11 protein-coding genes are annotated in these 14,080 nt (G+C 46.4%); 1 reads left to right on the top strand and 10 read right to left on the bottom strand.

Going from position 1 to position 14,080, the window contains the following annotated elements; translation table 11 throughout:
• Positions 1-11 precede the first annotated feature (11 nt).
• Complete coding sequence (locus tag V7728_RS05595) at positions 12-842, bottom strand: cytochrome c biogenesis protein (protein ID WP_007408154.1); 831 nt, start codon at positions 840-842, stop codon at positions 12-14.
• Between the two features lie 7 nt (positions 843-849).
• Positions 850-2,217, bottom strand: a complete 1,368-nt coding sequence (hemA, locus tag V7728_RS05590) for a glutamyl-tRNA reductase (RefSeq protein ID WP_082998891.1) — start codon at positions 2,215-2,217, stop codon at positions 850-852.
• A 194-nt stretch (positions 2,218-2,411) separates the two neighbouring features.
• Here hemA and V7728_RS05585 point away from each other — a divergent pair, with 194 nt between their 5' ends.
• Positions 2,412-2,903 (top strand): hypothetical protein, encoded by a 492-nt coding sequence (locus tag V7728_RS05585; RefSeq protein ID WP_015240316.1) that lies wholly within the window; start codon positions 2,412-2,414, stop codon positions 2,901-2,903.
• Positions 2,904-2,935: 32 nt separating this feature from the next.
• Here the strand turns inward: V7728_RS05585 and yihA are convergent, their stop codons facing one another.
• The 8 genes from yihA to leuC all read right to left on the bottom strand — a co-directional run bounded on the left by yihA (position 2,936) and on the right by leuC (position 14,032).
• Positions 2,936-3,523, bottom strand: a complete 588-nt coding sequence (gene yihA / locus V7728_RS05580; RefSeq protein ID WP_003152626.1) for a ribosome biogenesis GTP-binding protein YihA/YsxC — start codon at positions 3,521-3,523, stop codon at positions 2,936-2,938.
• A complete protein-coding gene (gene lon / locus V7728_RS05575; protein ID WP_052827698.1) occupies positions 3,520-5,844 on the bottom strand; it encodes an endopeptidase La in 2,325 nt (774 codons plus the stop codon). Before lon ends, yihA begins: the two co-directional genes overlap by 4 nt.
• 198 nt (positions 5,845-6,042) lie before the next feature.
• On the bottom strand, positions 6,043-7,701 hold the full coding sequence (lonB, locus tag V7728_RS05570; RefSeq protein ID WP_012118116.1) for an ATP-dependent protease LonB: 1,659 nt from the start codon (positions 7,699-7,701) through the stop codon (positions 6,043-6,045).
• Positions 7,702-7,851: 150 nt separating this feature from the next.
• On the bottom strand, positions 7,852-9,114 hold the full coding sequence (gene clpX / locus V7728_RS05565; protein ID WP_007408149.1) for an ATP-dependent protease ATP-binding subunit ClpX: 1,263 nt from the start codon (positions 9,112-9,114) through the stop codon (positions 7,852-7,854).
• 271 nt (positions 9,115-9,385) lie between these two features.
• Positions 9,386-10,660, bottom strand: a complete 1,275-nt coding sequence (gene tig, locus V7728_RS05560; RefSeq protein WP_003152618.1) for a trigger factor — start codon at positions 10,658-10,660, stop codon at positions 9,386-9,388.
• A 216-nt stretch (positions 10,661-10,876) separates the two neighbouring features.
• Positions 10,877-11,881 (bottom strand): DNA damage checkpoint antagonist DdcA, encoded by a 1,005-nt coding sequence (gene ddcA / locus V7728_RS05555; protein ID WP_012118117.1) that lies wholly within the window; start codon positions 11,879-11,881, stop codon positions 10,877-10,879.
• Positions 11,882-11,998: 117 nt separating this feature from the next.
• Complete coding sequence (leuD, locus tag V7728_RS05550) at positions 11,999-12,598, bottom strand: 3-isopropylmalate dehydratase small subunit (RefSeq protein WP_007408146.1); 600 nt, start codon at positions 12,596-12,598, stop codon at positions 11,999-12,001.
• Between the two features lie 15 nt (positions 12,599-12,613).
• Complete coding sequence (leuC, locus tag V7728_RS05545; RefSeq protein ID WP_003152606.1) at positions 12,614-14,032, bottom strand: 3-isopropylmalate dehydratase large subunit; 1,419 nt, start codon at positions 14,030-14,032, stop codon at positions 12,614-12,616.
• Positions 14,033-14,080: the final 48 nt, after the last annotated feature.

Below are 14,080 nucleotides of genomic sequence, written 5' to 3'. Positions count from 1 at the left end.
GGGCGCGTGCGTTAACTGAACCAATGGAATTGCGACAGGCTTCCGAGCAGGAAGTAATTAATCATCAGCACGAGAAAACATGCTGAATTCCATAACGCCGCCACTTTTCCCTGCAGTTCCTTAATCATTCTGATATATAAATAGTAGCTGTATAAAAGCAGCACAATAAACGAGCCGAGCACTTTTGAATCAAACCAGTACAGCGTTTCCAGCGACACATACGCCCAGATCACGCCTAATATCAGGCTCAACAGCAGCATCGGAACCCCGATGACATTTAAAACGTAAGCCATATAATCAAGTTTTGACAAATCTTCAATTCTCAACAGCCATTTTCCCCACTTTTTCTTCTTTAATAAAGAGTATTGAAACTGATAAAGAAGCGAAAAGACAAAAGAAAGGGAAAAAGCGCCGTAAGACAGAATCGCCATTGTAATATGAATGACCAAAAGCTCCGAGACCAGCTGGCCGGAAAAAGCGGCCGAATGCTGATCCGTCGGTGAAAACGTATGGATCGCAATCATCGAGAAACCGATGACATTCGTGAAAAACACGATAAAATCAACGCGCAGAATCTGCGTGACCACAAGTGAGAGCGTGACAAGCACCCACGCATAAAAGTAAAGGGCCTCCGTAATATTCAAGACCGGAAATCTGCCCGTCTGCCACATGAAATAAGAAAGATAGACAGTTTGCAGAGTCCAGACAATAGAAAGCAACCAGAAGGCCATTTTCCCAGCCTTCCGGTTGTGTTGAAGAAAATCTATAAAGTAAAAAAGGACGCTTACTGCATAAATAACAATTGTCGCTTCATTAAGTCTTGCCATTGCTGTATCAATCATACAGCCCTCACTCACTTACAAGCGGACGTAAGCCCGTTTTTGCTTCTGCCTTTTGAAACGAATGAACCGTCTGGCGGTTATCCAGGCTTTTGTCCAGCTGGCGGCCGGCCTCTTCCTCAATATCGAATATCTGCATAAACAGCTTCAGCTTTTCATCTGAATCCGCTTCAGCCGCAAGCTCTTTCGCTTTCAGAATCGGGTCGCGCAGCATTTGGTTAATGATGCTTTTCGTATGTTTGCTGAGAAGTTTTTTCTCTCTTACCGTCAGATGAGGCAGCTTGCGCTCAATGCTCTGCATCGTATCGGACTGGATGGACAGCGCCTTTTCACGCAGCGCCGAAATGACCGGCACGACGCCGAGCGTATTAAGCCACTGCTTAAACTCAACAATTGCCGCTTCAATAAACAGCTCGACTTTTTCAGCGGTTTCACGGCGTTCTTGTAAGTTGGCTTCAACGATTCCTTCAAGGTCATCAATATCATACAGAAAAACACCTTCAAGATCGTTCAGCGCCGGATCGAGATCTCTCGGCACAGCGATATCCACCATAAATAACGGGCGGCCTTTCCGCTGTCTGCCCGCTCTCTCCATCATTTCTTTAGACACGACGAAATCACTTGCGCCTGTCGAACTGATTAAAATATCAGCTTCAGCAAGTGCATGTTCAAGCTGGTTTAAGCTGCGCGCTTCTCCGGAGAAACGGTCAGCAAGCGCTTTTGCCTTCAAAAACGTTCTGTTGATGACCGTTACTTTGCCGATGCCCTGACCGTGCAGGTTTTCTGCGGCGAGCTCGCCCATTTTTCCCGCACCGAGAATCAAAATGTGCTTATTTGACAATGAGCCGAAGATTTTTTTCGCGAGTTCAACGGCGGCGTAACTGACGGAAACGGCATTGGCGCCGATATCGGTTTCGGCATGCGTGCGTTTGCCGACGGTCACCGCCTGTTTAAACAGCTCATTGAAAACGGTGCCGATCGTCTTCTCTGCCTGCGCCGTTTTAAAGCTTGAGCGGACCTGGCCGAGTATTTGCGTTTCCCCGATGACCATGGAATCCAAGCCGCACACCACACGGAATAAATGCTCGATCGCCGCGTCGCTCTCATAAAATTTCAGAAACGGAGACAGCTCTTCTTTCGGCAGCGAGAACCATTCGGATAAAAATGTCTTTATATAATAACGGCCGGTATGAAGCTGGTCGACCACCGCATATATTTCGGTGCGGTTGCAGGTTGACACGATAATGTTTTCAAGAACACTTTTTTCTCCTTTTAAACGGAGCATCGCTTCTGCAAGCTCATCCGGCTGAAAACTTATTTTTTCGCGTATTTCAATAGGGGCGGATTTATAATCTACTCCCACAACAAGAATATGCATCGCTTTCATGCACCCCCGTACATCGCAATTTATTTATAATCATTCTAACATAGAATTTATTATTTATAATGATTATAACATAGTTTCTTCGGGAAAATGTGAACAGATTTCAAAAATGTTATGCTATAGTATAAAAAGCTCGTTTCCACTGTAATCATCATACTAAAAATCCTTTACTGCGGGTAGGTGACAGGATGAAAAAAACATCAATTTTATTACCGGGACTTCTGCTTGCCGCTTCATTATTCGCATGGCTTCAGAGCGGACAGGTTCACCTGTTTGCGAATCAGGGGGAATGGCCGGTGCTCCTTATGCTTTTGGGCGCTGTGCTCTTGTATCAGGGCAAAAAGGAAGCGGCCGGGCCTCACGTCCTGATCGGCATGCTTCTTTTCGGCATAGGTTTACACTTTTTCGCCAAACCTGAGCTCTCATGGTGGCCGGGAGATTTTGAAATGATTCTCTTCGTCTTCGGGTTCTCCTTATTTGCGGCAGCCAGAAAAGAATATGTATACGAAGCGGTTGCCATGATTGGTTTTTCCCTCTTTTTATACTTCTTTAAACAAATTACGGCGTGGCTGGAGTCCGTCCATATTCCGACGGAACACTTCAAAACATACTGGCCGTATGTTTTCATCGGAATCAGCCTTTTATTATTGTTTATCAAGCGGAACAAAACTATACGATAAAACCCAAAACGCACTGCGTTTTGGGTTTTTCATTACCGGCTGATCATTTTTTTAATGGCTCCCCATGCTTCATCTTTGCCTTTTTTCGTTTCAGAGGAAAATAAAATCAGCTCATCTTCAGGATCCATATCAAGCGTCTGTTTGACAACCTTTAAGTGCTTGTCCCATTTTCCTTTTGGAATCTTATCCGCTTTTGTCGCGATAACGATGACGGGAATGCCGTAATACTTCAGGAATTCATACATGTTCACGTCTTCAGCAGACGGCGCGTGCCTGAGATCGACAATCTGCACGCAGGCTTTCAGCTCTTCGCGGGTCGTCATATAGGTTTCAATCATTCTCCCCCATGCTTCCCGCTCGCTTTTGGAAACTTTCGCAAATCCGTACCCGGGAACGTCGACAAAATGCAATTCATCATTGATGATGTAAAAGTTTAGGGTCTGTGTTTTCCCCGGTTTTGATGACGTTCTGGCCAAGTTTTTCCGATTGATTAATGAATTGATAAAAGATGACTTTCCTACATTTGATCTTCCCGCCAGCGCGATTTCCGGAAGCCCCCCATCAGGGTACTGTTCGGGTTTGACCGCGCTGATCACGATTTCTGACTTTGTGACTTTCATTTCTTCTCTCCTACTAAGGCATGTTCCAAAACGTCATCCAGGTGAGAAACGAATATAAACTTCAGTCCTTCTCTGACGCTTTCTGGAATATCCTCTATATCTTTTTCGTTATCTTTAGGCGCAATAATAGTGGTCAGGCCCGCTCTGTGCGCGCCGAGCGCCTTTTCTTTCAGTCCGCCGATCGGAAGCACGCGGCCCCGCAGCGTAATTTCTCCCGTCATACCGACTTCGCGTTTTACCGCACGGTCCGTTAATGCTGAAACGAGCGCCGTGGCCATCGTAATTCCGGCAGAAGGGCCGTCTTTCGGCACCGCTCCTTCAGGGACATGGATATGAATGTCATACTTCTCATGGAATTTCGGGTCGATTCCGAACTGTTCCGCTTTCGAGCGGACATAACTGAAAGCGGCCTGTGCTGATTCCCGCATGACATCTCCAAGCTTCCCGGTCAGAATCAGCTTTCCTTTTCCCGGTGACAATGACACTTCGATTGACAGCGTATCTCCGCCGACCGTCGTATACGCAAGCCCCGTGACAACCCCGATTTGATCTTCGGTTTCCGCCTGTCCGTATCTGAATATCCGTTTTCCGAGATAGTCGGCCAGATTTTTCTCTGTAACGGTAATGCGTTTTCTCTCCTCAGACACAATGGCTTTTGCAGCCTTTCGGCAAATGGCGGCAATCTGGCGTTCAAGCGTTCTCACGCCGGCTTCCCTCGTGTAGTAGCGGATGATGTCCGTAATCGCCTGGTCCCGAATCTGCAGGCTGCTCTTTGTGAGCCCGTGCTCTTTGATTTGTTTCGGAAGCAGGTGGTCCTTCACGATCTCCAGCTTTTCGTTTTCAGTGTAGCCTGACAGGCTGATAATCTCCATTCTGTCTCTGAGAGGGCCCGGGATGGAAGCAAGGTTATTCGCAGTCGCGATAAACAGCACTTTCGATAAATCGAACGTCTCTTCAATATAGTGGTCGCTGAATGTGCTGTTTTGTTCCGGATCCAGCACCTCAAGCATCGCTGAAGACGGATCGCCTCTGAAATCAGACGACATTTTGTCGATCTCATCCAGGAGAAAAACCGGATTTTGTTTGCCGGCTTTTTTCATCCCCTGTATAATACGGCCCGGCATCGCTCCGACGTATGTACGCCGGTGCCCGCGGATTTCAGACTCATCGCGCACTCCGCCCAGTGAAATTCTCACAAAACGGCGCCCCATGCTCGTACTGATTGATTTTGCAAGAGATGTTTTACCGACTCCCGGAGGTCCGGCCAGACAAAGAATCGGCCCTTTCAGCGTTTTCGTCAGCTGTTTCACGGCCAAATACTCCAAAATCCGCTCTTTCACTTTCTCTAAGCCGTGGTGCTCTTTATCTAAGATTTCCCCGGCTTTTTTAATATCAAGTTTATCTTCTGTTTCATCCGACCACGGAAGGGCGATGAGCCAGTCAATATAGTTGCGGATAACAGAGCTTTCCGCTGAGCTTGACGGCACTTTTTCGTAACGGCTTAATTCCTTAAGCGCCGTTTCTTTGACACGCTCAGGCATGCCTGCTTCTTCTATCTTTTCCGTGAGCGACTGAACTTCGCCGGTTTTTCCTTCTTTGTCGCCAAGCTCCTTCTGAATGGCTTTCATCTGTTCACGCAAGTAGTATTCCTTTTGAGTGCGTTCCATCGAACGTTTGACGCGCTGGCCGATTTTTTTCTCAATCTCCAGCACTTCTTTTTCATTATGAATGGAGCGGATGACCTTATTCAGACGTTCTTTAATATCCGCCGTTTCTAAAATGTCCTGCTTGTCCTTTAATTTCAGCGGGAGATGAGAAGCGACGATATCCGCCATTCTGCCGGGCTCTTCAATATCAGTCACAGCCGCATACGTTTCTGCGGAGATTTTTTTAGAAATTTTTATGTACTGGTCAAAATGGTCCAGCAGCGTCCGCATAAGCGCTTCGTCTTCCACGTCTTTTGAATCATCCTCATGCATCAGCTGTATATCGACCGAAGTATAATCTTCGAGCTCGGTGTATTCAAGGATCTGCGCCCGCTGAATTCCTTCTACAAGCACTCTGATCGTACCGTTGGGCAGCTTCAGCATCTGTTTAATTTTTGTATAAGTGCCGACGGCGAAAATATCCTCTTCACCCGGTTCGTCTATCGAAATATCCTGCTGAGTGGCTAAAAAAATCATATGATCATGCATCATTGCCTGTTCAAGAGCCTGAACCGACTTGTCACGGCCTACATCTAAATGTAAAACCATTGTCGGGTATACCAATAAGCCTCTTAAAGGGAGGAGCGGGATGCTGCGTTTTGTATCTTCTGCCATGTGACTGACACCTCCGTGACTTTAGTATGAACCATTATAATACAACTTTTTCATCGTTGTACAATTCCGGGATCGGGCAAAACCGGCTTATCCGCCTGCCCTGTATATAAAACAGTCTCTTCGTAGTATACCCTTTCTTTCTGTTCTGAAAAAGGAAAAGATGTCCTCCATAAAAAAACCCCATTATAAAAATGGGGTTTATACGGATTCTTTATTCATTTGGATATCAAACGGTTTTTGTTCTGAAGGAGGGTCAACCAATATGACGTCCAGCACTTCCTGGAACGTTTTTACCGCTTTAATGGTGATTCCGTCTATTCGTTTCAGAATGGACTGCTGATTTTCATATGGGATAATGACCGTTTTTGCTCCGGCCTGTTTTGCGGCTTTAATTTTCGGAATGACGCCGCCGATCGGTTTGACAAGCCCCGTCAGGCTGATTTCTCCCGTCATCGCCACCGTATGGTCGATCGGGATGCGGTGAATCGCGGAAAAAATCCCCGCGGCCATCGCGATACCTGCTGAAGGTCCGTCAATCGGGCCTCCGCCCGGAAAATTGACGTGAATGTCATAGTCTGAAGGTTTGATGCCCATTGTGCGCAGAACCGTCAGAACATTTTCTACAGATCCCTTCGCCATGCTTTTGCGGCGGATCGACTTCGATTGGCTGCCGATGCTTTCTTCCTCTGCAATTCCCGTGATATTCAGGCTTCCTTTGTCCTGCGCAGGTGTGACATTCACTTCAATTTCCAGCAATGCGCCGCTGTTCGGCCCGTAGACGGCAAGTCCGTTCACGATGCCGACTTGCGGTTCATCGGCGATTTTCTGCTCATTTTTAGGTGTAAGCTGACTGGAATGAACAACCCATTCTATATCTTCTGTCGTAATTTCTTTTCTGTCCTCAGTCACCGCCATGCCGGCGGCGATCTGGATCATATTGACGGCTTCACGTCCGTTTCTCGTATATGTGGTCAGCACACTGAGAGCTTCGTCAGAAATCTCTTTCTGAATTTTGTCGGCTGCTTTTTTCGCAACGATTTTAAGTTCATCCTTTTCCAGCTCGCGGAAAAATACTTCAAGACAGCGCGAACGGATGGCCGGCGGAATTTCATTCGGCATTCTCGTTGTCGCTCCGATCAAACGGAAATCTGCCGGAAGCCCATTTTGAAAAATATCATGAATGTGATTCGGTATTTGCGTATTTTCTTCACTGTAATACGCACTGTCTAAAAATACTTTTCGATCTTCAAGCACCTTCAGCATTTTATTCATCTGAATCGGATGAAGCTCGCCGATTTCATCAATAAACAATACCCCGCCGTGAGCATGGGTCACAGCCCCCTGTTTCGGCTGCGGAATGCCTGCTTGGCCCATCGCTCCCGCTCCCTGATAAATCGGATCATGCACTGAACCGATAAGCGGATCGGCAATCCCCCGTTCATCAAACCGCGCGGTCGTCGCATCAAGTTCAACAAAAACAGCCTGCTTTTGAAACGGTGACTGTTTATGTTTTTTCGCTTCTTCCAATACCAGCCGCGCCGCAGCCGTTTTTCCGACTCCCGGAGGACCGTAAATAATGACGTGCTGCGGGTTCGGTCCGCAAAGCGCTGCTTTTAACGCTTTAATTCCGTCTTCCTGGCCGACAATGTCCTGAAAGCTTTTCGGCCGCACCTTTTCTGATAAAGGTTCTGATAAACTGATGGCGCGCATTTTGCGCAGCTGTTCCATTTCTTTTTTTGATTCTTTATCTATCGTCACTTTTTGTGTACGCTGGTTTTTGAGCAGATTCCAAAAATATAATCCGATGACTATCCCGAAAAACAGCTGTACAAATAATGCGATCCCTGTCCAACTCATGCTGGTCCCTCCTGAAAAAACGATTTATGTATCCAATTCATTCCTCTGTCCGCTAGTATCTCCCAGCAAAGCCCGGAATAAACATTTTCAGAAGGGTCAGGACAAGAAAAAAAACCTCCTGATCAATTCGAGTCAGGAGGTTTTGTCATGTTATGCTGATGTTTTATCTTGGCCGACAACTGTGCCGTCTTTTAATACAAGACGCGGTGCTTCACCATCTGCGACTGTCGCTCCGGTAATGACACATTTTTCAATATCATCGCGGGACGGCAGATCAAACATGACGTCAAGCATGATGCCTTCAATGATAGAACGCAGGCCGCGTGCGCCTGTTTTACGCTCGATCGCTTTTTTCGCAATTTCAGATAATGCCTCGTCTTCAAATTCAAGCTCGACATCATCAAGTTCTAACATTTTCTTGTATTGTTTGACGAGTGCGTTTTTCGGTTTAGTCAGAATTTCAACCAGTGCCGTTTCGTCAAGCTGCTCAAGGCTTGCAATGACAGGAAGACGGCCGATGAATTCAGGAATCAGACCGAAACGGAGCAAGTCTTCAGGAAGAACTTTAGAAAGCAGTTCTTCTTTTTCCAGGTCTGCCGCTTTATTATCAGAGCCGAAGCCGATGACTTTTTGTCCGAGACGGCGTTTGATGATTTGTTCGATGCCGTCAAATGCACCGCCGCAAATGAACAGGATGTTCGTCGTATCGATCTGGATGAATTCCTGATGAGGATGTTTGCGTCCTCCTTGAGGCGGCACGCTTGCAACCGTTCCTTCAAGAATTTTCAGCAGCGCCTGCTGAACGCCTTCGCCTGATACGTCGCGTGTAATGGACGGGTTTTCAGATTTTCGCGCTACTTTATCGATTTCATCGATATAAATAATGCCTTTTTCTGCTTTTTCCACATCATAGTCTGCTGCCTGAATCAGCTTGAGGAGGATGTTTTCCACGTCCTCACCGACATATCCGGCTTCAGTCAGAGATGTAGCGTCCGCGATCGCAAACGGCACGTTCAGAATACGCGCAAGCGTCTGGGCAAGAAGTGTTTTCCCGCTTCCAGTCGGTCCGATTAAAGAAATATTACTTTTAGAAAGCTCGACATCATCCACTTTACTGTTGGAATTGATGCGTTTGTAATGGTTGTATACCGCAACCGCAAGTGATTTCTTCGCCTGATCCTGTCCGATGACATATTCATTCAGAATCTCACGGATTTCCTGCGGCTTCGGAACGTCTTTAAATTCGACTTCTTCTTCTGTACCAAGCTCTTCCTCTACGATTTCTGTACAGAGCTCAATACATTCGTCGCATATATATACACCCGGTCCTGCAACCAGCTTACGAACCTGATCTTGCGTTTTTCCGCAGAACGAGCATTTCAATTGTCCTTTTTCCTCGTTGAATTTAAACATTCTTTCACCCCTTAATCTTGTCTCACTTTTTCTTTTACCTGAAGGGCAAAAGAAAACGGTTCTTGCTACGATCGAGTATGTATTGCATTTTACCATACTTTCCAGTAAGACGGTAACAATGTGTTTCGCACTTGCACATTCTATATGTATGACGAAAAACAGCCCGGCAATGACTATCTTGCCCCAAGAAAAAGAGTTATATCATAATTGTACAAAACAAGGCACGAATTAATCGCGCCCTGTTTTATTATGTCTATTATTATGAACCATATTAACGGTTTTCTACAAGAAAATCAATTGCTTTTCGAACTTTTAAATCTTCTTTCATCGCGTCAGTTGAACCGATTGCCTGCTTAATGTTTTCAACCGGCATGTTGTAAGCTTCAGCCATTTTAGTCAGCTCAGCTTCAACTTCTTCGTCTGTTACTTCAAGGTTTTCAGCTTGAGCGATCGCTTCAAGAGTCAGGTTTGATTTTACGCGTTTTGCGGCATCTTCTTTCATTTGCTCTTTTAACGCGTTTTCGTCTTGGCCTGAGAATTGAGTGTAAAGCTCAAGGTTCATGCCTTGCATTTGCAGACGCTGTTCGAATTCTTTCAGCATGCGGTCAAGCTCAGTGTCGATCATCGCTTGAGGAACATCAGCTTCAGCGTTTTCAGATGCTTTCAGAACAAGCTCTTCACGCAATTTAGCGTCAGCTTCGTTTTCTTTTGCTTCTTCAAGGCGTTTTTTTGTTTTCTCAGTTAATTCAGCAAGCGTTTCAACTTCTTCGTCAATGTCTTTTGCGAATTCGTCGTTAAGCTCAGGAAGCTCTTTCGCTTTGATTTCATGAATTTTCACTTTGAAAACAGCTGGTTTTCCGGCAAGCTCTTCAGCGTGGTACTCTTCAGGGAATGTTACTTCAACATCCTTTTCAGCGCCTGCTTCAAGGCCTGTTAACTGCTCTTCGAAGCCCGGGATGAATGAACCTGATCCTACTTCAAGTGAGTAGTTCTCAGCTTTTCCGCCTTCAAACGCTTCGCCGTCAACGAAACCTTCGAAGTCAAGAACGACTGTATCGCCGTTTTCAACAGCGCCTTCTTCTTTCACGACAAGCTCAGCCTGACGCTCTTGAAGCGCTTTAAGTTCGTTTTGTACATCTTCGTCAGTAACGGCAGTGTCATCTTTTTCGATTCCTAAGCCTTTGTAGTCGCCAAGTTTCACTTCCGGTTTTACAGTCACTTTTGCAGTGAAAATCAAGCTTTCGCCTTTTTCGATTTTTTCAACATCGATTTCAGGGCGGTCTACAGGTTCAATGCCGGCTTCTTCAACCGCTTTAGGGTATTCTACAGGAAGTAAAATATCTAAAGCATCCTGGTAAAGAGCTTCAACGCCGAAACGCTGTTCGAATAAACCGCGGGGAACTTTCCCTTTGCGGAATCCAGGAATAGAAACCTGTTTTACTACTTTTTTAAATGCATCATCAAGAGCTGTTTTGAACGTATCCGCATCAACTTCAACCGTTAATACGCCTTCGTTGCCTTCTTGTTTTTCCCATTTTACAGACATGTGTTTCCCTCCAAAAATCTATTCAGGTTGTGTCGGTCTTCCATTCTAAAGCAATCCGCGGCTTTGTCAAAGAAAAAACCGCTTTGAATCAGAATCATTATGTAATGAACTGGCAGCCTGTCCAACCGTAATTCTCATTTCAGTTAAACCGCTATACATAAATACAACCACTATATTATAACATAACGCCTACCGCTTTCAACTATATGGTGTGATTTACAAATAAGAAATTTCTTCAATATCCTTAATCATCGTGCAGGCTTCTTCAAGTTCGCGGCTGTCAAACTCGTACATCATATGAAGTTCCTCCGGCTCAATGTCAATGCCGTGCATCTCGTAACCGACCTTATGAAGCGCCGCCGCCCATAAATCTGCGTTCAAAAACTTCGGCATAAAAGGGTGCAGGACGTACAGATGCCTTCTCCACAGCTCCTCGACGGCAGCGTATAATGTAGGGTTTTCATTGCCGAGCGTTTCATCAAGCACCCGGAGAACGCGATGCAAAATCGGAGCCGCATCAGGCTGAACCGTTTCACTCGGAACCGCGGTCATTGAATCGCCGAATTTTGTAATATGGACCGGCTTGCTGTAGTCGTGCTCCGCCATCAGCGTCAAAATCATCGTTTTGATAAGCGGATGTGCGCCCGGATCTTGAAGAATCGTTTTTAAGAGACCCGTGTATTTTGCAATATTGCGGTCTTTGAGAGAATGAATCAGATTCATTTGTTCAGCGGGGCTGTTCAGCACTTTTTCCGCATCAAGAATGTCCTCGTATTCCTCCTCCCACGCTTCATCCTGCTGGTCGGGATCGGTCATTTTGCGGCTGAATTCGAGCAGCCGGTAGAATTGCTCCGCACTTTCTGCGGGCAGCTGGTTTTCTTCCAGCACAGCTTCAATTGTGCTTTTGACTTCTTCATATTGTTTCAGCTGAATTAAAATGGTCATGTACACCTGCAGTACGGTGAAATAATGGCCGTACCCTTCATTCAGCATTTTCTCGCAAACTTGTTTTGCTTCTTCCAATTCCCCGAGTTCCAGAAAACAAATCGCCATGCCTAAATGTACGTCGGACTCGGTATCGCCGTGGCTTACCGCCTCTGAGAACAGTTCGAGGGCCTCCTGATACTGTTTATCCTTCATGGCGGCCATCCCTTTATCAACCAAGCGTTCTTTCAGACGGGGGAAAGGAATGATATCAGCTTTTTTCTTGTCATGCGTCATACTTTATTTCCTTTCAGGCGCTATTTTTTTCAAGTGTATCAACACGCGTCAGGAAACACAAGAAAGGATGGTGCGCACGGTAAAAAAAGCCGCCGGACAGATGCCGGTCGGCTTTTTTCAGGCTTGAAGCCATGAACTTCTTTTCGATTCAAACTGCTGTATGTCGTCTTCCAGCAGAAGCGTTAATGAAATTTCATCATAGCCGTTTATCAGCATTTCCTTCCAGTGAGGATCGACTTCAAATGAAATCTCTTTTCCTTCACTGTCGTGAATGAGCTGGTTTTCCAAGTCAACCGTCATGTTAAGAGACTGATTTTCATATTGACCGGCGAGTTTTTTCCACTGATCATACGGCATACGGATGGGAAGCATACCGTTTTTAAAACAGTTTTGATGAAAAATATCGGCAAATGACGGAGCAATGATGATTTTGAAGCCGTAATCATCCAGCGCCCAAGGAGCGTGCTCACGGGATGATCCGCAGCCGAAATTCTCTCCGGCAATTAATATGGACGCGCCTTCATAGACTTTGCGGTTTAATTCAAATTCAGGATCAGGCTCACCGTTCTCAAGGTATCTCCAATCAAAAAACGCGAATCTGCCGTATCCTGTTCTTTCAATTCTTTTCAAAAACTGTTTCGGAATAATCTGGTCCGTATCGACGTTGATCCGGTTTAAGACGGCCGCTTTTCCCGTATGCGTTTTTAAAGGTTCCATCTTTTCGCGCACTCCTTACACAACTGTTTTTTCTTGATAAAACTTTCTTACATCGACGAAATGCCCGTGAATGGCCGCCATTGCCGCCATCGCCGGACTGACAAGATGTGTTCTCGCGCCTTTTCCCTGTCTGCCTTCGAAGTTGCGGTTGGAAGTGGAAGCGCATCGTTCCCCTTCAGGCACGACATCATTGTTCATACTGAGGCACATGCTGCAGCCTGATTCTCTCCATTCAAACCCGGCCTCGAGAAACACGCGGTGCAGCCCTTCTTCTTCGGCCTGCTGTTTCACGCTTTGAGAACCCGGCACCACAATGGCTCTGACGCTGTCGGCGACTTTTCGGCCTTTGATCATATCCGCAGCCTGGCGAAGATCGGTCATCCGCGAATTTGTACAGGAGCCGATAAACACATGCTCGACTTTAATATCTTCAATTTTTTGATTCGGTGCGATTCCCATGTATTCGTACGCGCGGATGGCTTCTTTTTTACCGTCTTCAGAATCAATCGTTTCCGGCGCCGGTATTTGGGCATCGACCGGAAGAACCATACCGGGATTGACGCCCCATGTTACCATTGGAGAAATCTCGCTGCCGTCTAACACGATGGAATGATCGTATACGGCGCCCGGATCGGTTTTTAACGCTTTCCATTCTGCGGCGGCTTTTTCAAATTCCTCGCCTTTTGGCGCGTATTTACGGTTTTTACAATATTCAATCGTCGTGTCATCTGGAGCGATCAGTCCCGCCCGCGCTCCCGCTTCTATTGACATATTGCAGACCGTCATGCGTTCGTCCATAGACATGTTTCTGAATACTTCCCCGGTGTATTCAATGACATATCCGGTACCGAATTTCACCCCGTATTTTCCGATGACCGACAAGATGACATCCTTCGCGGTCACTCCTTTTTGGAGCGTTCCGTCAACGCGGATTTCAAGCGTTTTCGGCCGCTGCTGCCACAATGTCTGAGTGGAAAGAACATGTTCCACCTCACTTGTGCCGATACCGAAGGCAAGCGCTCCGAATGCGCCGTGAGTCGATGTATGGCTGTCTCCGCAAACGATCGTTTTCCCCGGTAGTGTCAGACCAAGCTCAGGCCCGACTACGTGAACGATCCCCTGGTCTGCGCTGTGAAGATCCGCAAGACGGACGCCGAACTCCTCGCAATTCCGTTCAAGCGCGGTTACTTGGCGCTTTGCGACTTCATCTTTAATGTCAAAACGGTTGACGGTCGGAATATTGTGGTCCATCGTCGCGAATGTGTTCTGCGGCCGTCTGACCTTTCTTCCCTTCTGCCTTAACCCTTCAAACGCCTGAGGAGACGTCACCTCATGAATGAGGTGCAGATCAATATAGAGAAGGTCGGGTTTTCCTTCACCGCTTTTTACAACATGCCGATCCCAAATCTTTTCGATGATTGTTCGAGGCATCATCTTTGTTTCCTCCCTCTACCTATGAACTAAGACCGCTTTCTTTAAAGC

The sequence above is a fragment of the Bacillus sp. JHAA genome (assembly GCF_036961585.1).
In the GTDB taxonomy this organism is placed as follows: domain Bacteria; phylum Bacillota; class Bacilli; order Bacillales; family Bacillaceae; genus Bacillus; species Bacillus velezensis.
Note: the sequence above shows the minus strand (reverse complement) of the source record. Positions and strands in the feature narration are given on the sequence as shown.